The following is a 21,594-nucleotide window of genomic DNA, read 5'->3' on the forward strand; positions in this document are numbered from 1 at the left end:
GAGGAACGAAGACCATGACGAACACCACCAGCACCGACCCGTCCGCCGCTCCCCGCGTCCGCCACCGGCACGCCGCCGGCCCCGCGATCGCGATCCTGCGCGGCGGGACGGGTGACCACGTCGAGGACGTCGTCGCGACACTGGTCGACGCCGGGGTCCGGGCGATCGAGATCACGACCAACACGCCCCGCTGGCGGGAGGGCATCGCCTGGGCCGCCGAGCGCTACGGCACGGGCGCGTCGATCGGCGTCGGCACGGTCCTCGAACCACGACAGCTCGACGAGGCCGCCGCCGCGGGTGCCGTGTTCGCGGTGAGCCCGCACCTCGACGCGGACATCGGGGAACGGGCGCACGAGCGTGGTCTGGGCTGGTACCCGGGCGCCGCCACCCCGACCGAGATCGTCCGCGCATGGCAGCTCGGGGCGCGCGCGGTCAAGGTGTTCCCGGCCGCACAGCTCGGCGGCCCCGCGTTCCTCAAGCAGGTCCTCGCCCCGCTCGACTTCGTCGACGTCATCCCCACGGGCGGCATCGGCGTCGAGGACGCGTCCGAGTACCTGGCGGCCGGCGCCGTCGCCGTGGGCCTGGGTTCGCCGCTCGTCGGTGACGCCCTGACGACCGGCGACCTGGACGGCCTCCGCACCCGCGCCGAGCGACTCGTCGCGGGGCTCGCACGGTGACGTCCGAGGTCCTGCTCACCGGCGGCTCCGTCGTCGACGCCGACGGCACGACCCACCGGTCGGACGTCCTCGTCCGCGACGGACTGGTCGCCGAGCGAGGCGGCCCGGGCGAGCGCCTCCGGGCCGGGGCCGACGCCACGGTGGTCGACTGCACCGGCCGGCTCGTCATGCCCGGGTTCGTCGATGCGCACTCCCACGCCGGGTCCCTCGTGTTCGACGAGCCCGTGCAGCTCGCCCTCCTCCGGCAGGGCGTCACGACGATCGTCACCGGACAGGACGGCGTCGGGCCGGCACCGGGCGACGGCTCCTACGCCGCACGGTACTTCGCGGCGATCGACGGCCCCCACCCGACGTACCGCGGCGGCGGCATCGCGGGGCTCCTCGCGACGTACGACGGCACGACCGCGCTGAACGTCGCCACCCTCGTGCCGGCCGGCACCGTCCGGCACGAGGTCACGGGCGACGACCCGGCCCCGGCCGACCCGGGCCAGCTCGACGCCATGCGCGCCCTCGTGCGGCAGGGCATGACGGACGGCGCCGTGGGGCTCGCGACCGGCCTCGACTACGTCCCCGGACTCCACGCCGGCACCGCGGAGATCGCCGCCCTCGCCGCCGAGTCCGCGGCCGCCGGCGGCACCTACGTGACCCACATGCGCGGCGGCTACGAGACGAACGCCGGCGCCGGCATCGAGGAGGTCGTCCGGATCGTGCGCGCCGGCGGCGGCCGCGCCCACGTCTCGCACCTCCATGCTCCCGTCGACCTCGCGCTGGCGGAGCTCGCCCACGCCGAGGCCCAGGGCGCCCCGCTGTCGTTCGACGCCTACCCGTACTCGCGCGGCTGCACGATCCTGTCGATGCTGCTCTTGCCCGCGGGCCTGGCCCGGCCGGGCACCGACGACCTCGCCCGGGCGCTCGCAGTGGACGGCGGGCGCGCTGCCGTCCGCGCCGCGGTGCTCGACCGGGTCCTCGGGCGCGCCGACCTCGGACCGGGCTGGGCCGAGCAGATCACGCTGTCGCACGTCCCCGCGCCCGAGTTCCACGCGCTGCAGGGCCGCACCCTCGCCGAGGCCGCCACGGCCACCGGGACGGACGCGGTCGACCTCGCGCTCGACGTCCTGGTCGACTCGGACCTGCAGGTCACGGTCGTGATGCAGGTGCCGCACCCGCGGACGCCCGAGCAGCTGGCGGAGCTGTTCCGGTCCGGCGGCCACACCGGCGGGTCCGACGGCATCTTCGTCGGGACGCACCCGCACCCACGTGCGTACGGCACCTTCGCGCGGTACCTCGGGGACTACGCACGGCCCGGGCTGCTCACGTGGTGGGAGGTCCAGCAGCACCTGTCGACCCTGCCCGCCGAGCGCTTCGGACTCGGGCACCGCGGCGCCGTCGCGCCCGGGTGGATCGCCGACCTCGTCGTCGTCGACCCCGAGCGCGTCCGAGCCCGATCGACGTACGCCGAGCCGATGCTGCCGGCCGAGGGCGTCGACGACGTCCTGGTCAAGGGCGTGCCGGTGCTCACCGACGGCGCCCTGACGCACGCGACCCCCGGTGCCGGCATCCGCCGGACGACGTGGAGCCGTCCAGGCGGTGCGCGCACCGGAGGTCGATGAGGCTTCGCTCAGCGAGCACGCCGAGCGATCACGCCGAGCGATCACGCCGGGCCGGCCGGGTCACTCCGCCGTCGGGAGCACCGCCACGACGTCGATCTCGACGAGGATGTTCGCCAGGTGCGACTGCACCGTGGTGCGGACCGGGTACGGCTGCGAGAAGTGCTTGGCGTACTCCTCGTTGAAGGCGGGGAAGTCGCGGTCGGAGTGCTCGAGGTGGACGGTCGACTTCACGACGTCGTCGAGCGTGGCGCCGTGCTCGGCCAGGACGGCGGCGACGTTCGCGAGCACCTGGGCGGTCTGACCGGCGACGTCGTCGGCGATCTCGCCCGTGGCCGGGTCCTGCGGGCCGAAGCCGGCGGTGTAGAGGAAGCCGTTCGCGACGATCCCCTGGCTGTACGGGCCGGCGGGCTTCGGCGCGTTGTCGGTCACGATGGCGGTCTTGTTCGGCACGGTGCTCCTCGGTGTCGATCGGGGTCGGTCGGACGTCGCCCACGGCACCGACCGCGCCGTCGCGGCCGGAGGACGACGCTCCCAGGCTAGGTGAGCGCCCCGCGCCGGACCCGGCCGGCCGTCGGGCTCGTTCCGGTCTGCAGAACGCGAGTCGCGCCTCCCGAGCCGAGCCGTGAGGAACACCCAGGCAATCGCCGTCTACGCTCGTACCGTGCCCTCTGCCATGCCCGAACACCGCGGAGCGCCGCGGTGAGCCGCCTGGACGGGACCCTGACGGAGTCGATCGCGAGCGGACGCCGCCGTGTCCTCGACCTCGCGACCGCCCTGCCGGCGTGGGCCGCCGTGCTCCTGGTGTGGACCGGCGGGCGCATCGTGTCGACGTTCTGGTTGGCGCTCGCGTTCCCGCTCATCGGGCGCGCCCTGCCGGAGAACGCGATCTGGGGCAACGACCACGGCTTCCTCAACTTCCTGACGGCGTGGGACGGGCAGTACTACGAGCAGATCTCGGTGCACGGGTACCCGACGACCCTGCCGCTCGACGCCGCGGGCCACGTCGCGCAGAACGCGTGGGCGTTCCTCCCGGCGTTCCCCTTCACGATCCGGATGCTGACCGCGTCGACCGGTGTGCCGTTCGACGTCGGCGCACCGGCGATCGCACTCCTCGCCGGACTCCTCGCCACCTACCTGCTGCACCGGCTCGTCCGCGACCGTGCGGGGTCGGCGGCGGCCATGTGGGCGGTCTTCTTCTTCACGTGCGGTCCGCTGTCGTTCCTGCTGCAGGTCGGGTACGCCGAGAGCATGTTCCTCGCCCTCGTGTTCGGGGCGCTCCTCGCGCTCGACCGTCGGCGGTACGGGCTCCTCACGGTGCTCGGGGTCGTCGCCGCGTTCACCCGGCCCGGAGCCCTGGCGATCCCGCTCGTCCTCGGGATCATCGCGCTGGTGCGGTGGATCCGGGCGCGTCGGACCGAGGGGGTCCGGTCCCTCGACGCGTTCCCCGTGGCGGAGCGCGTGCGGGTCGTGGCCGCCGGCGTCGTGATGGTGGTCGCCGGGTTCGCGTGGCCGCTCATCGCCGCGCACGTGACCGGGTCGCCGAACGCCTACCTCGAGACCGAGATGTCCTGGTGGGTGAACTTCATCGGGCGGGTGGACTTCATGCCGCTCACGCCGTGGTTCCTCATCGCCGGCCGGTGGTTGGGCGTGGGCGGGATCCTCATCGTGGTGTTCCTGCTCGTGTCGTACCCGGTCTGGCTGCTGCGTCGGTCGACCCGGCGCCTCGGGTTCACGACCGTGGTCTTCTCGGCCTCGTACGCGCTCTACGTCTTCGCGGTGTCGCTGCCGATGGCCTCGACGCCCCGGCTCCTGATGCCGCTCGCGCCGCTGTTCGGGTCGCCGGAGCTCGTGGCGAAGCCGTGGATGCGGTGGACCCTGGTGGTCTGCGCGGTGCTCGGGCAGCCGGTGCTCGTCGCCGTGCTGTGGCTGCTCGGCCCGCCGTGACCGAACGGACGACGCCCGGCCCCCGCGGGGTGCGGGGACCGGGCGTGGTGCCGGGCGTGCGTCTTCGGCGCTAGAGCTCGATCGTGCCGTGGTCGCCGGTGTCCGGCTGACTCTGCTTGCCGATGGCGGCCTTGAGGGTCTGCACGAGGCTGCCGACCGGGCCGGTGTCCTGCGTCCAGTACTCGACCGAGTCGCCCTCGACGGTGAGGAGTCGGATCGAGGGGTCCTCGCGGCCGTCCGGGAACCAGGCCTCGGCGAACGGGGACCACAGCTCGTCGATGACGGAGTCGTCCTGGCTGACCGTCGCGGTGCCGGCGATCGACAGGTACCCGCCCTGCGACTCGATCGCGACGTTGACGTGTGGGTTCCGGGCGATGTCCTCGACCTTCTCGCTCCCGTCCTGCACGAGGAAGCGGAGCGTGCCGTGGAACGCCTTGTCCTGCACGGCGAGCGGCCGTGCGTGGAGCTGGCCGTCCTCGCTCACGGTCGTCAGGAGTGCCGTGTGGGCTCCGTGGACGATGTCCGAGATGGCTGCGCGCTGGTCTGCCTCTGTGTCGGTCATGGTGCTCCTCTCGCGTCGTGCGCCCCGTTGTGCTCGACGTGCGGCCGGCCCTCGGGGCGCTGTCCGTTCCGGCCAGTCTGCCCCTCGACGCTGAGCGCGTCCGGCGGACGGGGCTGCGGGGCCGTGCGGGCGCGGTCGCGGGCGGGGTTCGACGTTCCGCACGTCGATCGACGGATGGGATGTCGGAGCATGCACGAGCATCGGATGCGTGCGCAACGAGCGACAGCACGCGAGTGGATCGACTGGCGGAACGTCGGAAACGCGGTGGGACCCGGACGCCCGCCCGCGCCTCAGACCGGCTCGCGGATGGTCGTCTCGACGTCGACGACCTGCGGGATCCGCGGCATCGAGGCGAACCCGAACGCCACCGGCGGGTCGAGCGGCGCCAACGACCCGAGCGACTCCCCCGCCCAGGTCCCCCGCACGCCCGTGACGTCGTGCGCCCCGGTCACGCCGTAGTACTCGCGACGCCCGTTGCCCGCCGACCCCGCGGTCCCCGACCCGGGAGCGACGAGCCGTGCGACCGGGTCGATCGCGGCGAGCCACCGGGGGTCGCGGGCGATCTGCTTGGGGACGATGCGGAGCACCCTCCCGAGCGGGGAGATCGTGCCGACGTCGATGGAGGCCTCGAGGGCGCCCGCCGACAGCTCGAGTCCCCTGGCGGTCCGGCGAGCCGAGACGTCGACGACCGAGACCGTGTCGAACCGGTAGGTCCCGGAGACGTACGCGGCCACGATCTCGTCGGGCGCGAGGAGCACCGAGGAGCCGTCCGGCAGCTCGAGGAAGACGTCCGTGAAGGCTCCGAACGGCGAGCGCTCCCACATGCCGACCACGATGCGGATGCCCGAGGTCGTGCCGACGCCCATGATCCGACCACGGAACCGACGTTCGAGTGCAGCGGGGCGTGACGACATGCCCTGGACCGTACCCGGCGACCCCGTGAGCGGCGCGGACGGGCCGAGCCGCGCCTCCAGACCCGCCGGACGGACCCCGACGGACCCGGCCGACCCGACCGACCCGGCCGCACCGCCGCGGTCGACCCGGCGCCTACGCGACCGGCACCGGCGCCGCGAGCAGCTCGCGCACCCGCGGCGCGACCTGCGTGCCGTAGAGCTCGATCGACCGCATCATGTCCTCGTGCGGCAGACGCCCCGTCGCGTACCGCATGTCGAACCGCGAGACGCCGAGGATCCGCATGTTCCGCGCGATCTTCCGGGCGACCGTCTCCGGCGACCCGACGTAGAGCGACCCGCCCGCGGACAGCCCGGCACGGTAGCCGGCGACGTCCAGGGGCGGCCAGCCGCGCTCCCGACCGAGCTGGTCGGTGACGGCCTTGTGGTACGGCCAGTAGCGCTCGGCCGCCTCTTCGTCGGTGGCGGCGACGAACCCGGGCGAGTGCATCGCGATCGGCTGCTGCGGCAGGTCGAGCTGCGTGAGCGCCTGGCGGTACAGGCGAGAGAACGGCGCGAACTGCGCCGGCTGCCCGCCGATGATCGCGAGGAACAGCGGCAGACCGTACGACGCCGCACGGATGACGGACTGCGGGGACCCGCCGACGCCGATCCAGGTCGGGATGGGGCCGTGCTCGAGCTTCGGGTAGACGTCCTGGTCGACGAGCGAGGCGCGCTTCGTGCCGGACCAGGTGACCGCGTCGCCGCCGCGGAGGGCTGCCCAGAGCTGGAGCTTCTCCTCGAAGAGGACCTCGTAGTCGGAGAGCTCGTACCCGAAGAGCGGGAAGGACTCGGTGAAGGACCCGCGGCCGAGGATGACCTCGGCACGGCCGTTCGAGATTGCGTCGACGGTGGCGAAGCGCTCGTACACGCGCACGGGGTCGTCGGACGAGAGCACGGTGACGGCGGACCCGATCCGGATCGAGGAGGTCCGGGCGGCGATCGCGGCGAGGACGACCTCGGGGGCGCTCACGATGAAGTCGGCACGGTGGTGCTCGCCGACGCCGATGAAGTCGAGGCCGGTCTGGTCGGCGAGGACTGCCTGGTCGACGACGTCGCGGATGCTCTGGGCGTCCGACTTGACGCTGCCGTCGGGGAGCTCGGTGACGTCGCCGAAGGTGTCGAGGCCGAGCTGGACGGGGCCGATCCGTTCGGGTGCGGGCGGTGGCACGTCCGAGGGGCGGTCGGTGCCGAATGCGTTGCTCATGGTGTCCTGTCCTCCCGACCGCACGTCCATGCATCTGCATGTTCATGCGTTCGCATCAATCTAGCACCCTCGCACCGGATCCGCACCCCCGGCGGAGTACGGTCACGCCCATGCCGCAGATCCCCGACCAGACCGGCCGCCGCATCGTCGTCACCGGCGCGAACAGCGGAACCGGCAAGGAGACCGCCACCCGCCTCGCCGCAGCCGGCGCGTCCGTCGTCCTCGCCGTCCGCACGACCGCGAAGGGCGACCAGGCCGCAGCCGACATCCGTGCCGCGCACCCCGGCGCCGACGTCGAGGTGCGGGAGCTCGACCTCGCCGACCTCGCGAGTGTCCGACGGTTCGCCGCGGGCATCGCTGCGGACGACCGGACGCTCGACGTCCTCGTCAACAACGCCGGGGTGATGGCGCCCCCGAAGCGGTTCGAGACGGTCGACGGCTTCGAGCTGCAGTTCGGCACGAACTTCCTCGGCCCGTTCGCCCTGACGAACCTGCTGCTCCCGACGCTGCTGCGCTCGCCGGACGCCCGGGTCGCCACGATGTCGAGCCTCGCGGCGATCCCCGGCCGGATCCGCTTCGACGACCTGCAGTGGGAGCGCGGCTACAACGGCTGGCGGGCGTACGCGCAGTCGAAGCTCGCCGACCTGCTGCTGGCGCTGCACCTGCACCGGCTGTCGGTCGAGCTCGACTGGCCGCTCGTGAGCACCGCCGCGCACCCCGGCTACACCCGGACGAACCTGCAGTCGGCGGGGCGGTCGCTCGGTCGGTCGAAGCCGGTCCGGTCCTCGAACCGCGCGCTGCCCTTCACGCAGGACGTCGAGCAGGGCTCCGAGCCGCTGCTGTACGCCGCGGTCGGGCCGAACGCGGTCGGCGGGGCGTACTACGGACCGTCGGGGCCGTTCGGGCTCGTCGGGCCGACCACGACCGTGTCGATCCCCGGTTCGGCACGGAAGGCCGACCTGGCGCGTTCCCTCTGGGCGGTCGCCGAGGACCTCACCGGGACCACCCCGCCCGTCTGAGTCGTCCGGACGGTCCAGGAGGCGCGGCTCGTCCCCGCCCGTCCGCCGTCAGAACCGCACGTGGTCGCGTTCGAACGCGGCCGTCACCGCCGCCGCGATGGCCCGCTGTCCGCGCACGGTCGGGTGCACGTCGTCGGACTGCATCCACGTCGGGTGCCCCCGCAGCGGCTCGCCGATGTCGACGTAGGTGCCGCCCTCGCGGGCGAGGGCGTGCCGGAGCGCCCCCGAGACGGACGCGAGCTGCGCGGGCGGGGCGTCCTGGTTCCAGATGGCGCTGAGGCCGATGAGCCGCGCGTGCGGCAGCCGACGGTGCACCTCGTCGACGACCTGGTCGGTGGCGCTCCGGACCTCGGCGGTGTCGAGTCCGAGGTCGTTCGAGCTCGCCTGCACGAGGACGACCTCGGGACGGAGGTCGACCGCACGCCCGACGATGGTCGCGTAGTCGCTCGCGCAGTCGTCGTCGTCACCGAGGGCAGCCACACCGGCACCGTCGCACGACAGGTTCGTGAGCGACCAGCCCTGGGCGTCCGCGACGACGGCCGGCCATGCCTCGGCGGTGGTGAGGCCGTGCCCGCCGCTGATCGAGTCGCCGACGACCACCACGCCGACACCCGCGGCGTCGTCCCAGGGGCGGGTCGTCGCCGTCGGGTGGGACGTCGCGTCGGCAGCGGCCGGCGGGCTCGAGGCGCACGCCCCGAGGGAGACGGCCACGACGACCGCCGTGAGGACGGCGAGCACGCTCCGGGTTGCGGTGGTCACGAACGGTGAAGGTACGCGCTCCGGCCATGCCCGGCCGCGGGTGCGCGCTGCGGGTGCGCTCAGGCGCGGTGCAGCTCGACCGAACCGTCCAACCGGCCGGGCTCGGTCAGCCGCGCGTGCTGCAGGACGGTGCGTCCGGGGCCGACCGCCGCGGCGACGATCGACAGCGTCGCGAAGTGCCCGTCCGGCTCGTGCGCGTCCCGGAGGATCGCGTCCGGGTCGTCGGCCGGCAGCGACGCCGACCCGGCGAGCAGTCCGAACCAGCCGCCCCACCCGTCGCCGGCGTCGGCACCGGCGTCGGCCGCCCGCAGTTCGTCGAAGGGGCCGAGCACCGGCGGCCCGACCGGAGCGTCCACGGCACGGAAGGCGTCGAGCCACCGCCCGATGCGCGGCGCCGCGGGGTCGTCCGGCTCGCCGTGCGTGACCATGTGCACGCCGGGGCCGAGCGCGGTCGTCCGGACCTCGGTGCCGTCCCAGGTCGTGACCTCGGCGCCGTCGGCCGTCGCCCGCACGAGGTTGAACGCGCGCGTCGTGGGCAGGGTGCCGTCGTGGCCGGGGAGCGCCCCGGTGACCGCGTCGAGCGGGACGACCCCGCGGGTGGTCCACGTGCCGTCGTCGCTCGGCACCGGTTCGCCCCGGTTGAGCACGACCGCGAGCCCGGCGCCGTCGGACGCCGCGAGCCACGCCCCGCCCGCCGAACGGTCGCGGACGCCGCGGATCGACGGGTCGCGCTCGGGCCACCAGGCTGCCGGCGGGTCCCACGGCCGCTCCGGCGACTCGTCGCGCATGGCGAGCATCGTGACGGGCCACTCGGACCCGGGGTCGACGCGGACGACGACGGTGCACATGGGATCGATCCTCGCACGACGTGCCGGGTAGCGTGACCGGTGTGAACGCAGCAACAGAGCGCCGTCTGACCGTCGTCGTCGGGATCACCGGGGGCATCGCCGCGTACAAGGCCGTCGGCGTGGTCCGCGACCTCGTCAAGCGGGGACACGACGTGCACGTCGTCCCGACCGAGGGCGCGCTCCGCTTCGTCGGGCTGCCGACCCTCGAGGCGCTCAGCCGCAACCCGGTCACCACGAGCGTGTTCGAGGACGTCGCCGAGGTGCGCCACGTCTCGCTCGGGCGCCGGGCGGACCTCGTGGTCGTCGCCCCCGCCACCGCGGACGCGCTCGCCCGGATGACCGCGGGGCTCGCCGGGGACCTGCTCGGCACGACACTGCTCGCGACCGAGGCGCCCGTCGTCGTGGCTCCCGCGATGCACCCGCAGATGTGGGAGCACCCAGCGACCCGGGCGAACGTCCAGACCCTGCGGGAGCGCGGCGTCCGGTTCGTCGGCCCCGTGGTCGGGGCCCTGACGGGCGACGACGCGGGGATCGGCCGGATGGCGGAGCCCGAGGACATCGTCGCCGGGGCACTCGCGGTGCTGGACGACCCGGCACCGGCCGGCCGGACCGGCGCGGACCACCCGACGGACGCGGGTCGCGGCGACGGGGACGACCCGCGCCTCCCGACCGACACCGCCCTCCCGCCGACCGCAGCCGCCGCCGAGAAGGCGGGGACCACCGGCGCCCGCGGCGAGCTCGGCGACCTCGCCGGTGTCCGCGTCGTCGTGAGCGCCGGCGGCACGCGCGAGCCCTTCGACCCGGTCCGGTTCGTCGGCAACCGTTCGAGCGGTCGTCAGGGCGTCGCGATCGCCGCCGACGCGGCCCGACGCGGCGCAGCCGTGACGCTCGTGAGCGCGAACGTGGACGCGTCGCTGACCGCCGGACTCGACGCGACCGTCGTGCCGGTGGGATCCGCCCTGGAGCTCGCCGACGCCGTCCACGCCGCAGCAGCCGATGCCGACGTCGTCGTGATGACCGCGGCCGTGGCCGACTACCGGCCCGCCGAGGTGCGAGCCGACAAGCTCAAGAAGGAGGCGCAGGGCGACACCATGACGCTGGAGCTGGTGCGGAACCCCGACGTCCTCGCCGACCTCGTCGCGTCCCGCCGGACCGGCCAGATCATCGTCGGCTTCGCGGCGGAGACCGAACCCGACCGTGCCGCGCGCATCGAGCTCGGCCGCGCCAAGATCGCCCGCAAGCCGGCGGACATGCTCGTCGTGAACCACGTCGGCTGGTCCGCGGGGTTCGAACGCGAGGAGAACGCCGTCGAGGTGCTCGTCCCCGGCGGCGAGGTGGTCCGCGAGGCCTCCGGCAGCAAGGCCGACGTCGCGACGGTCGTCCTTGACCTGGTCGCGACCGCACTGACCTGAGCTGACCTGAGCCGACCTGGGGACTCTCCGTGCGTCCCGAGCGCGCCGCGGGCACCATGGACGCATGCGACGACGCGAGCGCGCACGACGCGCCACCCGGACCGCCACCCTCCTCGCCGTCGTGCTGGGCGGGGCCGGCGTCACCCACTTCCTGCGACCGAGGGGCTACGACCGGATCGTCCCGGACGCCCTCCCGCCGCGCCTGACCACCCTGGCGTCCGGCGCCGCCGAGCTCGGCATCGCGACCGGCCTGGCGATCCCGGCCACCCGCCGTGCCGCGGGCTGGGCGGCCGCCGCGCTGTTCCTCGCCGTCTTCCCCGCGAACGTGAAGATGGCGAACGACCTGCTCGACAGCCCGCGGTCGACGCGGGCGATGCGGCTCGTGTCGGTGCTCCGCCTGCCGCTGCAGGCACCCCTCGTCGCCTGGGCCGTGCGCGTCGGCCGGCACGCGCCACGACGGTGACCGAGCCCGCGCGGGACCGAGCAGCGGTCCCCCTGCTGCACCGACCGGTGACGGTGCACGCTTGGGAGGACGTCGTCTTCGCGCACTGGCGTCACGACCCCGAGTCGCTCGCGCGTCTGGTGCCGCGCGGCACCCGCCCCGACGTCGTCGACGGCAGCGCGTGGGCCGGCCTGACGGCGTACGTCTTCCGCGAGACCCGGGTGCCGCCGTTCCCGCCCTCCGGACGCCTCGGTTCGATGACCGAGGTGACGATCGAGGTGCTCACCGTCGACGACCGCGGTCGCCGCGGGGTCGCCTACCGCACGGTCGACACCGCGAACGTGCCCGCGATCGTGGCGGCGCACGCCCTGCTCGGGGTGCCGTACACGTTCGCGCACGCGCGGGCGCGACGTCGTGGGGACACGCTGTCCTACCGGTCGGTGCGGCACCCGGCACGCTCCCTCCACCCGGTCCGCTGGCTCCGCGGACGCCGGGGCGGACCAGGGTCCGGCGCGGCGTGGCCCGGCGGTCCGGTCTGGCCGGGCAACACGGGTGGGCCAGGAGGCGCGGTACGACCCCGCCACGACGCCACCGTCCGGGTCGTGGCCGGTGACGTCGTCGACGACCGGCTGGCGACGGACCTCACCACCCGACAGGGCATCCACGCCCGGCACCTCGCGCAGACGCTGTTCTGGCAGCGCCAGCACCCGCCGCTGACGATCCGGTCGGCACGGCTCGAGCGGCTCGGCGGCGACCTGCCCGACGCCGTCGGGATGCCCGGGCTCCTCGACCGCGAACCCGACTCGCTGCTCGTCGTGGACGGCACGACCGTCCGCTACGCCTGGGGGGACGTGGTCCGGTGAGCGACGATCCGCACGACACCGACCAGCACGGCACGGACCGGTTCGACCTCGACCGGTTCGTCCGCGCGCAGCACGGTGTGCACGACACCGCGCTCGCCGAGCTGCGGCGCGGCCGGAAGTCGTCGCACTGGATGTGGTTCGTGTTCCCCCAGCTCGCCGGGCTCGGCCGCTCGCCCACCGCGCAGCGGTACGCACTCGACGGCCTCGACGAGACCCGGGCGTACCTCGACCACCCCGTCCTCGGCCCGCGGCTGCTCGAGGCGACCCGTGCGGCGGAGTCCGCCCCGGCCCGGACCGCCGACGACCTGCTCGGGGGCATCGACGCGCTGAAGCTCCGGTCGTCCATGACCCTGTTCGCCGCGGCCGCCGCCGACCCGGAGCCGTTCCGGGCCGTCCTCGACCGCTGGTACGACGGCACCGAGGACCCGGTGACCCTCCGGCTGCTCCACCCCCACGACTGACACGCTCCGAGCCGACAGGGACACCGTTCACATATCAGGTACGGTGAACCGTGCGTCCGCACCGACCGGTGGGACGCCCGCCGACGCCACGATCCCGGAGGAACCCGCATGCCGGTCCCCAGCAGTGCACCGACCGAGCACCAGCTGCTCCGCGACACCGTCCGGCTCAAGATCCACGCCGCGATCATGGACGGCACGCTCGAGCCCGGCGAGCGGCTCAACGACGACGAGCTCATCGCCTGGCTCGGTGTCTCCCGCACCCCGATCCGCGAAGCACTGAGCCAGCTCGCACGCGCCGGCCTGATCGAGATGGCGCCGAACCGCTACACCCGCGTCACCACGCCGGACCCGACCGAGGTGGTCGAGGCGCTGCAGACCCTGGGCGTCCTGTTCGGCGGGGTCGTGCGGCTGGCGGTCCCGCGCCTCGGTGCGAGCGCGAAGAAGAAGATCCTCGCCCAGCTCGACGCCACGATCGCGGACTACGAGTCGCACGACGTCGCCGCGGTGAACCGTGACGCCCTCGCGGTGTTCGCCCGCTACGTCGAGGAGTGCGGCAACGAGAACCTCCAGCGCGTCTGCCGGGACACCATGGACGGCCTCGCGTTCCGCCTGCGGCTGCCGAACCTCGACGAACTCGTCGACTGGGACCAGATGACGGCCGACTTCCGCCGTCTGCGTGAGGCCACCGCGTCCGGGGACAACATCGAGGCCGAGCTCGCGACCGAGGCGATCCACCTGCTCCCCGGCGAGAAACGCTGACACCGCCTGAACTCCCGTACAGGAACACGCCCGTCTCGCCCTCGCGAGGCGGGCGTGCTCCGTCCGCCACGGCGGTCGGCGACAGCGCGGCGACCCGCGCGACGCTCCCAGTCACACCGTCCGACGAGCCGGTAGCATCGCCCCGACCACCCCGTCGAGCGACCCGGAGCACCGTATGAGCCACCGCCAGCCGGACCGTACCGAGATCGCCGCGCGCCTCGCCGCGGCGGTCGGCCGGATCAACCGGCGGGCCCGCACGGACTCGGCCTCGCTCGGGTACGGCATCGTCTCGGCGCTGGCGACGATCCAGCGCGAGGGACCCCTGCGCCCGGGCGACCTGTCGCGGATCGAGGTCGTCACGAAGCCGACGATGACCCGCATCCTGACCGAGCTCGAGCAGCGCGGGTTCATCGAGCGCGAGGCGGACCCCCGAGACGGTCGGGCGTTCATGGTGACGGCCACCCCCGAGGGCATCGCAGCGGTCGAGCGAGCCCGTTCCACCCGCACCGGCATCGTCGCCGAGCTCATCGCCGAACTGCCCGACACCGACGTCGACGCCATCGCCGCCGCGCTCGACGCCCTCGAACGCGTGGCACAGGGCGAGCGCACCCAGGAAGCTCACACCTCCCGGGCCTGATCGGGCCGTTACCGAACCGTTACCAACGGGTGGACGGACGGTTCTGCCAGACAAACTGGACGGTGCATCCAGCAACACCGGTCATCGTGGCGGCTTCGCCCAGCGGCGGCCACCCCACGGTCGCCCGTCGGCGGACGGACGGGCCCCACACCACCGTCCGGTCCTCCCCCGGCTCGCGAACTCCTGACGACGGACGTCTCGTTCATCCGCACCCCTGCGCGCTCCCCCACCCCGCGTGCAGCGTCACGAGTCACGCACCACGAGCCGGCCGACCACCGGAATCGATGACAGGACGCAACACCGACCTCCCCACCACCACCGCCTCGACCCGACGTGAGGCCCTGAACTCCCCCAACCGGCGCCTCCGCCGCGCGCTCCGCCGCCCCACCACGCTCATCGTGGGCGGGGCCGCCGTCCTCGCGGTCGCCGGAGGCATCGCCACCGTCGGCACGCAGCCCGCGATCGGCGAGGCCCTCGGCATGCCGACCGCCAGCGCGACCGCGGCACCGGCACTCGCCGGGACCGCGCTCGACCGGGCCCAGGCCGCGGCGACCATCGCCACGGCCGAGACGATCGCCGACTCGGCGAACGAGAAGACCGACACCGGCGTCCTCGAGCGCCGCATCGACGCGCTCGACGACTACCGGAAGCTCTTCGGCGCGGCACTGACCTCGCGGATCTCCTCGACGGTCGACGCCACGACGGCGGTCGCGGACGCCAGCGCCGCGCAGGACAAGCAGGACGCCGACGCGAAGGCCGCCGCTGCCGCCGCAGCGAAGCGCGCCGCGGCCGAACGGGCAGCAGCCGCCGAGGCCGCGCGCAAGCAGGCCGCCGCGAACACGGTCGAGGGCGCCAAGGCGACCGCGAGCTCGCTCGCCTCGTCGAAGTACGGCTGGGGTTCCGACCAGTTCCAGTGCCTCGACAACCTGTGGACCAAGGAGTCCGGCTGGAACTACCAGGCCGTCAACGCGAACGGCGGCGCGACCGGCATCCCGCAGGCGCTCCCCGGGTCGAAGATGGCCACGATCGCGTCCGACTGGCGGACGAACGCGACCACCCAGATCACCTGGGGCCTGCAGTACATCAGCGACGCGTACGGCACCCCGTGCGCCGCGTGGTCGCACTCGCAGGCGTCGAACTTCTACTGAGCCGACGCCAGGCACGCGCGACGAACGACCCCGGGTCCTGCACCCGGGGTCGTTCGTCGTGTAGGCATACGCAGGTGACCACCATCGGACTCCGCCGCATGGCTCCCCGCGACCCCACCGAGGCACACCGCGCGGCCAGCCCCCTCGAGCTCCTCTTCGACCTCGTCTTCGTGGTCGCCGTCGGGTTCGCCGCGACGAACCTGCACGAGATCGAGGTCGAGGGGCACGTCTCGTCGGCCGTCCTCGCGTACGCCTTCGTCTTCTTCGCGATCTGGTGGGCGTGGCTCAACTTCACCTGGTTCGCCACCTCGTTCGACACCGACGACTGGCTCTACCGCGTGATGACCTTCGTGCAGATGGCGGGGGTGCTCGTGCTCGCCGCCGGGGTGCACGCCGCGATGGTCGAGGGGTCGACCACGGTCGTCGTGCTCGGCTACGTCATCATGCGGCTCGCCCTCGTCGGGCAGTGGCTCCGGGTCGCCGCGTCGTCGTCGGAGTACCGGCGGACCGCACTCCGGTACGCCGGCGGCATCGTCGTCGTGCAGGTGCTCTGGGTGCTCGCGCTCCTGCTGCCGGACGGCGTCTCGTGGGGTGTGATCCCGGTGCTCATCCTGCTCGAGGTCCTCGTCCCGCCGTTCGCGGAGGCCGGCACGCAGACCACCCCGTGGCACACCCGGCACATCGCGGAGCGGTACTCCCTCTTCACGCTGATCGTCCTCGGCGAGGGGCTCGTGGCCTCGGCGAACGCAGTCATCGACGGCATCGCGCACGCCGACCACCTCGGGTCGCTCCTCGTGCTGGCGGCGTGCGGGCTCGTGATCGTCGCCGGACTGTGGTGGATCTACTTCTCCCGCGAGCAGCACGACCACATCCGGTCCCTGCCGACCGCGCTCCTGTTCGGCTACGGTCATTACCTGGTCTTCGCCGCCGCCGGGGCACTCCCGGCGGGGATCGAGGTCGCGGTGAGCGCCGACGCGGGCGAGGCCGACCTGTCGCACGCGACCGTCGCGGCCACGATCGCCGTGCCGGTCGCGTTGTTCGTGCTGTCGATCTGGGCGCTGGCGCTCCGGCCGTCGCTCAGCCTCGGCTGGAACGTCGTCGTCGTGGCACTCGCGCTCGCGGTGCTCGCGAGCACCGCCGTGCCGTCGGTGTCCCTCGTGGCGACGGCACTGCTCGTCGCCGCCGTGGTCGTCGTGCTGGAGGTCGCCGACCGGCGACCGTGACCCGCGGGCGGACGAGAGCGGGGCCCGTGACGGTGACCGGCTGACGGACGGGAGGCGCGGCGCGGGCCCACGTCGTCCCTCCCGAACCGCAGGCGGGTGCGTCAGCCGACGCGCGCGATCCGCACGTCGACCCGGCTGAGCGGCAGACCGTGCTCGGTCGCGGCGGCGAGCGCCGCGAGGTGTGCCGCGCGTGCCGTCTCGGGTGCCGGGACGGAACCGTCGGTGCCGATCACGATGCGGAGCACGTCGTCGTCGAGCACCACGCGCGCGACCGTGGTGCGGGTCGCGAGGCTCTTTGCGGCACCGACCGCGCTGCCGAGCGTCGGGCGTGCCCGGTAGAGCTCCGCGACCCCGGGGACCGCGACGACCGCTGCCTCGATCGCGGCGAAGGTCTCGTCGTGGCTGCTCATGCTCGTTCCTCCTCGGCGTCGGGGTCCGGCTCGTCGTCGGACGGTGGCAGCAGGTCGCGCACCACGACGTCCACGGACTCGACGAGCAGGTCGGTCTCGGTCGCGAGGACCTCGGCGACGGTCTCGCGGATGTCCGACGCCACGCGCTGGATCGTCGACCCGGCGCGGACGGCGATCTCGACGACGATGCGCACTGGGGCACCGAGCTCGGTGACGTCGCCCTCGAGCGTGCACCGCGCGATGAGGGCGTCGGGCACCGCGTCGCCGGCGGTCCGGACGAGCGAGCGGATGGCGCCCTCGGTCATGACCGGGCGTTCGGTGGGCGCCGCCGGGCGGAGCGGGACGTCACGGCCGGCGCGTGCCTCGAGCGAGATGTTCGCGAGCACGCCGCTGATCCACGACTCGTCGGCGGGTGCTTCCTGTTCGGCAGCGGCCTCGAGCGAGCCGAGCGAGGACTGCCGGAGCCGCACGATGGCGGCGAGGGCGTTCTGGCACGCGGCGGAGTGGTCGATGCTCGGGTCGGCCGGCTGCATGCCGGCGTCGAGGTAGTCGGCCAGCTCGTCGATCGTGTGGCCGTCGAGGTCGTCGGGTTCGAGGGAGTCGAGCCGGACGGGATCGGGTTCGGTCATCGCCATCCCTCCATGAGACGGATCATGTTCTTGCGCGCCCGGGACAGCAGTCCCCGGACGGTCGAGGTCGGGAGGTCCAGTTCCTCCGCGATGGCCTCGTACGAGTACTCGAGCACTTCCTTCATCACCCACGTGCGGCGCTGCGCCTCGGGGAGTTCGGCGAGCGCCGTCTCGACCGCTTCCTCGCGGGAGCGGGCCTCGGCGACGCGTTCGGGTGCGTCGTCCGCCGGTGCCTCGACCTCGAGCTCGGTGACGTCGTCGTGGAACCGCCGGGCCCGGATGCGGTCGATGCACTTCCGGCTGAGGATGCGCATGAGCCACGCCTTGACGCGGGCGCCGTCCTGGAGCGTGTCGAGCTGGTTCCAGGCGGTGATGAACGTCTCCTGCACGACGTCGTCGAGTTCGTCGGTCGAGCCGAGGGTCCGGCGCGCGTAGGCACGGAGCAGGGGGGTGTGGCGCCGGATGAGGACCTCGAACGCCCGGACGTCGCCGTCGGACGATCGACCAGCGAGGACGGCGTCGTCGAGGTCGGTGAGGGGCTGGTGGTGCACGCTTTCCTTCTACTGGTGTGGGGTCGGGGGTTCCTGAGTGCGGTGCCGTCGTGCCGCTAGGCCGCGTGGGCCGGGTGTCCGTGCGTGCGGCGGACCTTCATCGGGCCGACGGGCCGCGCGGACAGCGACCGGACGCGTGCCTGCGCCAGGAGGTGCTCGTGCCCGACGCGGACGAGCGCGGTGGTCGCGAGGTGTGCTGCGGGTGCGGTGTCGGTCATGACGGGGTCCTCCATCGGGGTGCTCACCGATGGGACGGAACGAACAGCCGGATCGTCACACTTCTGCGTTCGCGGGTTCTGCGGCAGGCTGGGGGCATGTCCCTCGTCACCGCCGTCTGCCGCGTCGACCGCCTGCTGCCCGACTCCGGCACCATCGGGGTCACCGCGATCGACAAGCGCCCCGTCGACGGCCCCGTCCGGGTCCGTCCGCTCGGGCTGTACGCCGACGTGCAGGCGGACCGGAAGCACCACGGTGGCGAGGACCAGGCGGTGTACGCCTACGCGGACGAGGACGCGGCGTACTTCGCGGACCTGCTCGACCGGGACGTCCCGCCGGGGCTGTTCGGCGAGAACCTGCGCACGACGGGCGTCGACGTCACCGGGGCCGTGACGGGGGAACGCTGGCGGATCGGCGAGACCCTCGAGCTCGAGGTCACGATCCCGCGGATCCCCTGCGGCACCTTCGCCCGCCGGATGCGGGTGGACAAGTGGGTCAAGCGGTTCACGGAGGAGGGCCGCCCCGGCGCCTACCTCCGCGTGGTGCGGTCCGGGCCCGTGTCCGCCGGCGACCCGGTCGTCGTCACCCACCGACCGGACCACGGCGTCACGATCGGCCAGCTCTTCACGGGCCTGACGCCCGAGCAGGCACAGGCCGTGCTGTCGTCGGGGCGCGGGACGGGTCCCGGTGGCCCGGGGACGGGTGGGCTCGCGCCGAAGGTCGTCCGGGACGTGTCGAAGGTCCTGGCGCGCGCGACCGCCTGAGTGCGGGCGGTCCGCCGTGCCGCGGTCAGTCCTGCTGCGTCCGGCGCACGGGGTCGATCGGGCGCTTCGCCTGCGGCAGCTTCGCGACGACGAGGTCGTACGCGTTGCCGACGAGGTCCTCGACCAGGGTCTCGTCGATGCCGTCCCCGGGTGACAGCGTGATCCAGTGCTGCTTGTTCATGTGCCAGCCCGGGGTGATCTCGGCGTGGTCGCGCACCAGGGCGGCACCGTGGGGCGGCGCGCACTTGAGGTTCACGATCGGCACGCCGCGGAGCTCAGAGGTCATCACGAACATCTTGCCGACGACCTTGTAGACGAACGCGCCTTCGCCGAAGGGCTGGGTCTCCGCCACCGCGGGCAGGGCCATCGCGGTGCGGATCGCGACCTCGTGCAGCGTCTCGCCGTCCATGTGCTCCAGCATGCACCGGACCGCCGACGGTGCACCTCGTTCTGGGGTGCGTGCGGACCCCGGTCCCGAACTATCCTCAGGCCGTGCACATCACCCGAACCCTCAGCATCGCCGCCGCCACCGCCGTGCTCGCTGCGACCGCCGTCGTCGGCGGCGCCTCGACCGCGCAGGCCGCCCCCACCGTCTACAAGAACTGCACCGCCGTGCAGAAGGTGTACTCGGGCGGGATCGCGAAGAAGTCCGTCACGAAGAACCGCGTCACCTCGAAGGGCAAGGTCACGTACCGGGCGCTCAAGGGCACGGTGAAGAAGGACGACGCGCTGTACGCGGCGAACAAGAAGATGGACGCCGACGGCGACGGGATCGCCTGCGAGAAGAGCTGACCCCGACTGGTCAGAGGGGCGGGACGCCCTCGTGTCCCGAGCGCGGGCGCGCCGTCCCGGCGACACCCGTCACGACCGACCCCGGTGGGACGTCCTTCGTCACCACCGTGTTCGCGCCGACGACGGAGTCCGCGCCGACCGTGATCGCGCCGATGAGCGACGACCCGGCACCGAGCACGACGCGGTCCCCCACCGCCGGGTGCCGACGGGCTCCGGGCCCGTGGTCGCCCCCGCGGCCGCCGAGGGTCACCCCGTGGAAGAGCACGACGTCGTCGCCGACCACCGCGGTCTCCCCGATGACGACCCCCATGCCGTGGTCGATGAAGAACCGGCGGCCGATGCGGGCACCGGGGTGGATCTCGATGCCGGTGACCGACCGGGCGACCTGCGCGAGGACCCGGGCCGCGAACCGCGACCCCGGCAGGCCCTCGGCGATCCAGAGCCGGTGCGTCAGTCGGTGGGTCCAGACGGCGTGCAGTCCCGAGTAGACGATCGCGTTCTCGAGGTCGCCACGGGACGCGGGGTCACCGCGGCGTGCTGCGGCCAGGTCCTCCCGGACGGTCCGCAGCACGCCTCGTCGGGCGGGACGACTCACGCAGTGAGCCCCTCGAAGAGGACCGTCGACAGGTAGCGCTCACCGGTGTCGCACACGATCGCGACGACCCGCTTGCCCGCGTTCTCCGGGCGTGCGGCGATCTCGATCGCGGCGTGGATGATCGCGCCGGACGAGATGCCCGCGAGGATGCCCTCCTGCGTGCCGAGGTCGCGGGCGACCCGGAGCGCGTCGTCCAGCTCGACGTCGAACACCTCGTCGATGACCGACTGGTCGAGGACCTCGGGGATGAAGTTCGCGCCGATGCCCTGGATCTTGTGCGGACCCGCCTTGCCCTCGGTCAGCAGCGGCGAGTCCTTCGGCTCCACCGCGACGATCTGCACACCGGGCACGCGCTCCTTGAGGACCTGGCCGACACCGGTGATCGTGCCGCCCGTGCCGACGCCCGCGACGAACACGTCGACGTGCTCCTCGGTGTCGCGGAGGATCTCCTCCGCCGTCGTCTTCCGGTGGATGGCCGCGTTCGCCGGCGTCTCGAACTGGTGGGCGAGGATCGCGCCGGGCGTCTCGGCGACGATCTGCTCCGCCTTCGACACCGCGCCCTTCATGCCCTCCGGCCCCGGGGTGAGGACGATCTCGGCACCGTACGCGCGGATGAGGGCGCGACGCTCGACGCTCATCGTCTCGGGCATCGTGATGACGACCCGGTACCCGCGAGCAGCGCCGACCAGAGCGAGCGCGATGCCCGTGTTGCCGGAGGACCCCTCGACGATCGTCCCGCCGGCCTGCAGCTCGCCGGACTCCTCGGCCGCGTCGATGATCGCGACGCCGAGCCGGTCCTTCACGCTCGCACCCGGGTTGTAGAACTCGAGCTTCGCCAGGACCTCGGCGCCGCCCTCCTTCGGGAGGCGGTTCAGCCGGACCAGCGGCGTGTTCCCGAACGCCTGCGAGATGTTGTCGTGGATCGTGCCGCTCATCGGTACCGTCCTCTTCGGGTCAGGTCGCGTGCCTCCGCCCTGGAGGCACGGCGTGCGCTGCGATCCTAGCGATCGGACCCCGGATGGTGCTGCCTCGTGACGCGTGCTCCGCATCGGGCGCACGCCGCGCCTCCTGTCCGTCACGTCGCGACCGCGACGCGCGTACCGTGCGCCGCAACGA

The 21,594-nt window shown here is 73.4% G+C and carries 27 protein-coding genes; 14 read left to right on the plus strand and 13 right to left on the minus strand.

The features are described from left to right. Nucleotides 1–14 precede the first annotated feature (14 nt). Both WFH25_RS09770 and WFH25_RS09775 read left to right on the plus strand, forming a co-directional pair. The gene (locus tag WFH25_RS09770) at nucleotides 15–677 is read left to right on the plus strand and encodes a bifunctional 4-hydroxy-2-oxoglutarate aldolase/2-dehydro-3-deoxy-phosphogluconate aldolase (RefSeq protein WP_336697533.1); all 663 of its coding nucleotides are present in this window, start codon (nucleotides 15–17) and stop codon (nucleotides 675–677) included. Then, nucleotides 674–2,287, plus strand: a complete 1,614-nt coding sequence (locus WFH25_RS09775; protein ID WP_336697534.1) for an N-acyl-D-amino-acid deacylase family protein — start codon at nucleotides 674–676, stop codon at nucleotides 2,285–2,287. Before WFH25_RS09770 ends, WFH25_RS09775 begins: the two co-directional genes overlap by 4 nt. A 60-nt stretch (nucleotides 2,288–2,347) precedes the next feature. Here the strand turns inward: WFH25_RS09775 and WFH25_RS09780 are convergent, their stop codons facing one another. Continuing rightward, nucleotides 2,348–2,737, minus strand: a complete 390-nt coding sequence (locus tag WFH25_RS09780) for a RidA family protein (protein WP_070418297.1) — start codon at nucleotides 2,735–2,737, stop codon at nucleotides 2,348–2,350. A gap of 249 nt (nucleotides 2,738–2,986) precedes the next feature. Between WFH25_RS09780 and WFH25_RS09785 the strand changes: the two genes are divergently transcribed. Beyond that, nucleotides 2,987–4,231 carry a hypothetical protein gene (locus WFH25_RS09785; RefSeq protein ID WP_336697535.1) on the plus strand — a complete coding sequence of 415 codons (1,245 nt, stop codon included), beginning with the start codon at nucleotides 2,987–2,989 and terminating at the stop codon, nucleotides 4,229–4,231. A gap of 70 nt (nucleotides 4,232–4,301) precedes the next feature. Here WFH25_RS09785 and WFH25_RS09790 read toward each other — a convergent pair whose 3' ends face one another. The 3 genes from WFH25_RS09790 to WFH25_RS09800 form a co-directional block, all read right to left on the minus strand. Beyond that, on the minus strand, nucleotides 4,302–4,793 hold the full coding sequence (locus tag WFH25_RS09790; protein ID WP_070418296.1) for a pyridoxamine 5'-phosphate oxidase family protein: 492 nt from the start codon (nucleotides 4,791–4,793) through the stop codon (nucleotides 4,302–4,304). A gap of 290 nt (nucleotides 4,794–5,083) precedes the next feature. Then, the gene (locus WFH25_RS09795; RefSeq protein ID WP_070418295.1) at nucleotides 5,084–5,707 is read right to left on the minus strand and encodes a hypothetical protein; all 624 of its coding nucleotides are present in this window, start codon (nucleotides 5,705–5,707) and stop codon (nucleotides 5,084–5,086) included. 133 nt (nucleotides 5,708–5,840) lie between these two features. Then, on the minus strand, nucleotides 5,841–6,950 hold the full coding sequence (locus WFH25_RS09800) for an LLM class flavin-dependent oxidoreductase (RefSeq protein ID WP_336697536.1): 1,110 nt from the start codon (nucleotides 6,948–6,950) through the stop codon (nucleotides 5,841–5,843). A 110-nt stretch (nucleotides 6,951–7,060) separates the two neighbouring features. Between WFH25_RS09800 and WFH25_RS09805 the strand changes: the two genes are divergently transcribed. Next, nucleotides 7,061–7,969: an SDR family oxidoreductase gene (locus WFH25_RS09805; protein ID WP_070418294.1), complete on the plus strand. Its 909-nt coding sequence runs from the start codon at nucleotides 7,061–7,063 to the stop codon at nucleotides 7,967–7,969. Between the two features lie 48 nt (nucleotides 7,970–8,017). Here the strand turns inward: WFH25_RS09805 and WFH25_RS09810 are convergent, their stop codons facing one another. Together WFH25_RS09810 and WFH25_RS09815 are read right to left on the minus strand one after the other, a co-directional pair. Further along, nucleotides 8,018–8,728 carry an SGNH/GDSL hydrolase family protein gene (locus tag WFH25_RS09810; protein WP_336697537.1) on the minus strand — a complete coding sequence of 237 codons (711 nt, stop codon included), beginning with the start codon at nucleotides 8,726–8,728 and terminating at the stop codon, nucleotides 8,018–8,020. 59 nt (nucleotides 8,729–8,787) lie between these two features. Further along, nucleotides 8,788–9,576, minus strand: coding sequence for an NRDE family protein (locus WFH25_RS09815; RefSeq protein WP_336697538.1), 789 nt, complete (start codon nucleotides 9,574–9,576; stop codon nucleotides 8,788–8,790). Between the two features lie 65 nt (nucleotides 9,577–9,641). On the opposite strand from WFH25_RS09815, the gene WFH25_RS09820 reads away from it, so the two are divergent. The 8 genes from WFH25_RS09820 (at nucleotide 9,642) to WFH25_RS09855 (ending at nucleotide 16,521) form a co-directional block, all read left to right on the plus strand. After that, complete coding sequence (locus tag WFH25_RS09820; RefSeq protein WP_336697644.1) at nucleotides 9,642–10,988, plus strand: bifunctional phosphopantothenoylcysteine decarboxylase/phosphopantothenate synthase; 1,347 nt, start codon at nucleotides 9,642–9,644, stop codon at nucleotides 10,986–10,988. 64 nt (nucleotides 10,989–11,052) lie between these two features. Next, a complete protein-coding gene (locus WFH25_RS09825; protein ID WP_071294565.1) occupies nucleotides 11,053–11,451 on the plus strand; it encodes a DoxX family protein in 399 nt (132 codons plus the stop codon). Next, a complete protein-coding gene (locus tag WFH25_RS09830) occupies nucleotides 11,448–12,293 on the plus strand; it encodes a DUF2071 domain-containing protein (protein WP_336697539.1) in 846 nt (281 codons plus the stop codon). Before WFH25_RS09825 ends, WFH25_RS09830 begins: the two co-directional genes overlap by 4 nt. After that, entirely contained in the window at nucleotides 12,290–12,754 is a 465-nt protein-coding gene (locus WFH25_RS09835) for a DUF1810 domain-containing protein (protein ID WP_336697540.1), read from the plus strand. The genes WFH25_RS09830 and WFH25_RS09835 overlap by 4 nt, the downstream gene beginning before the upstream one ends. Before the next feature lie 108 nt (nucleotides 12,755–12,862). Beyond that, the gene (locus WFH25_RS09840) at nucleotides 12,863–13,513 is read left to right on the plus strand and encodes a GntR family transcriptional regulator (protein ID WP_071294568.1); all 651 of its coding nucleotides are present in this window, start codon (nucleotides 12,863–12,865) and stop codon (nucleotides 13,511–13,513) included. Nucleotides 13,514–13,688: 175 nt separating this feature from the next. Then, complete coding sequence (locus tag WFH25_RS09845) at nucleotides 13,689–14,150, plus strand: MarR family winged helix-turn-helix transcriptional regulator (RefSeq protein WP_070418288.1); 462 nt, start codon at nucleotides 13,689–13,691, stop codon at nucleotides 14,148–14,150. 284 nt (nucleotides 14,151–14,434) lie between these two features. Continuing rightward, entirely contained in the window at nucleotides 14,435–15,298 is an 864-nt protein-coding gene (locus WFH25_RS09850; protein ID WP_336697541.1) for a phospholipase, read from the plus strand. Between the two features lie 74 nt (nucleotides 15,299–15,372). Next, nucleotides 15,373–16,521 (plus strand): low temperature requirement protein A, encoded by a 1,149-nt coding sequence (locus tag WFH25_RS09855; protein WP_229086900.1) that lies wholly within the window; start codon nucleotides 15,373–15,375, stop codon nucleotides 16,519–16,521. A 101-nt stretch (nucleotides 16,522–16,622) separates the two neighbouring features. Here WFH25_RS09855 and WFH25_RS09860 read toward each other — a convergent pair whose 3' ends face one another. The 4 genes from WFH25_RS09860 to WFH25_RS09875 are packed head-to-tail and all read right to left on the minus strand — an operon-like array spanning nucleotide 16,623 to nucleotide 18,329. After that, a complete protein-coding gene (locus WFH25_RS09860; RefSeq protein WP_336697542.1) occupies nucleotides 16,623–16,931 on the minus strand; it encodes a hypothetical protein in 309 nt (102 codons plus the stop codon). Then, nucleotides 16,928–17,560: a hypothetical protein gene (locus tag WFH25_RS09865; RefSeq protein WP_071302884.1), complete on the minus strand. Its 633-nt coding sequence runs from the start codon at nucleotides 17,558–17,560 to the stop codon at nucleotides 16,928–16,930. Before WFH25_RS09865 ends, WFH25_RS09860 begins: the two co-directional genes overlap by 4 nt. Continuing rightward, entirely contained in the window at nucleotides 17,557–18,111 is a 555-nt protein-coding gene (locus tag WFH25_RS09870) for an RNA polymerase sigma factor (protein ID WP_070418286.1), read from the minus strand. Before WFH25_RS09870 ends, WFH25_RS09865 begins: the two co-directional genes overlap by 4 nt. A gap of 56 nt (nucleotides 18,112–18,167) precedes the next feature. Next, a complete protein-coding gene (locus tag WFH25_RS09875) occupies nucleotides 18,168–18,329 on the minus strand; it encodes a hypothetical protein (RefSeq protein ID WP_336697543.1) in 162 nt (53 codons plus the stop codon). Between the two features lie 96 nt (nucleotides 18,330–18,425). Between WFH25_RS09875 and WFH25_RS09880 the strand changes: the two genes are divergently transcribed. After that, nucleotides 18,426–19,091, plus strand: a complete 666-nt coding sequence (locus WFH25_RS09880) for an MOSC domain-containing protein (protein WP_083403161.1) — start codon at nucleotides 18,426–18,428, stop codon at nucleotides 19,089–19,091. Between the two features lie 25 nt (nucleotides 19,092–19,116). Here the strand turns inward: WFH25_RS09880 and WFH25_RS09885 are convergent, their stop codons facing one another. Continuing rightward, the gene (locus WFH25_RS09885) at nucleotides 19,117–19,500 is read right to left on the minus strand and encodes an MmcQ/YjbR family DNA-binding protein (protein ID WP_071294602.1); all 384 of its coding nucleotides are present in this window, start codon (nucleotides 19,498–19,500) and stop codon (nucleotides 19,117–19,119) included. Nucleotides 19,501–19,583: 83 nt separating this feature from the next. On the opposite strand from WFH25_RS09885, the gene WFH25_RS09890 reads away from it, so the two are divergent. After that, on the plus strand, nucleotides 19,584–19,883 hold the full coding sequence (locus tag WFH25_RS09890) for an excalibur calcium-binding domain-containing protein (protein ID WP_139201839.1): 300 nt from the start codon (nucleotides 19,584–19,586) through the stop codon (nucleotides 19,881–19,883). A 10-nt stretch (nucleotides 19,884–19,893) separates the two neighbouring features. Here WFH25_RS09890 and epsC read toward each other — a convergent pair whose 3' ends face one another. Both epsC and cysK read right to left on the minus strand, forming a co-directional pair. Then, nucleotides 19,894–20,478: a serine O-acetyltransferase EpsC gene (gene epsC / locus WFH25_RS09895; RefSeq protein WP_229086908.1), complete on the minus strand. Its 585-nt coding sequence runs from the start codon at nucleotides 20,476–20,478 to the stop codon at nucleotides 19,894–19,896. Then, a complete protein-coding gene (gene cysK / locus WFH25_RS09900; RefSeq protein WP_071294571.1) occupies nucleotides 20,475–21,413 on the minus strand; it encodes a cysteine synthase A in 939 nt (312 codons plus the stop codon). Before cysK ends, epsC begins: the two co-directional genes overlap by 4 nt. Between the last annotated feature and the right edge of the window lie 181 nt (nucleotides 21,414–21,594).

The organism is Curtobacterium sp. USHLN213 (assembly GCF_037144815.1).
Lineage (GTDB): Bacteria > Actinomycetota > Actinomycetes > Actinomycetales > Microbacteriaceae > Curtobacterium.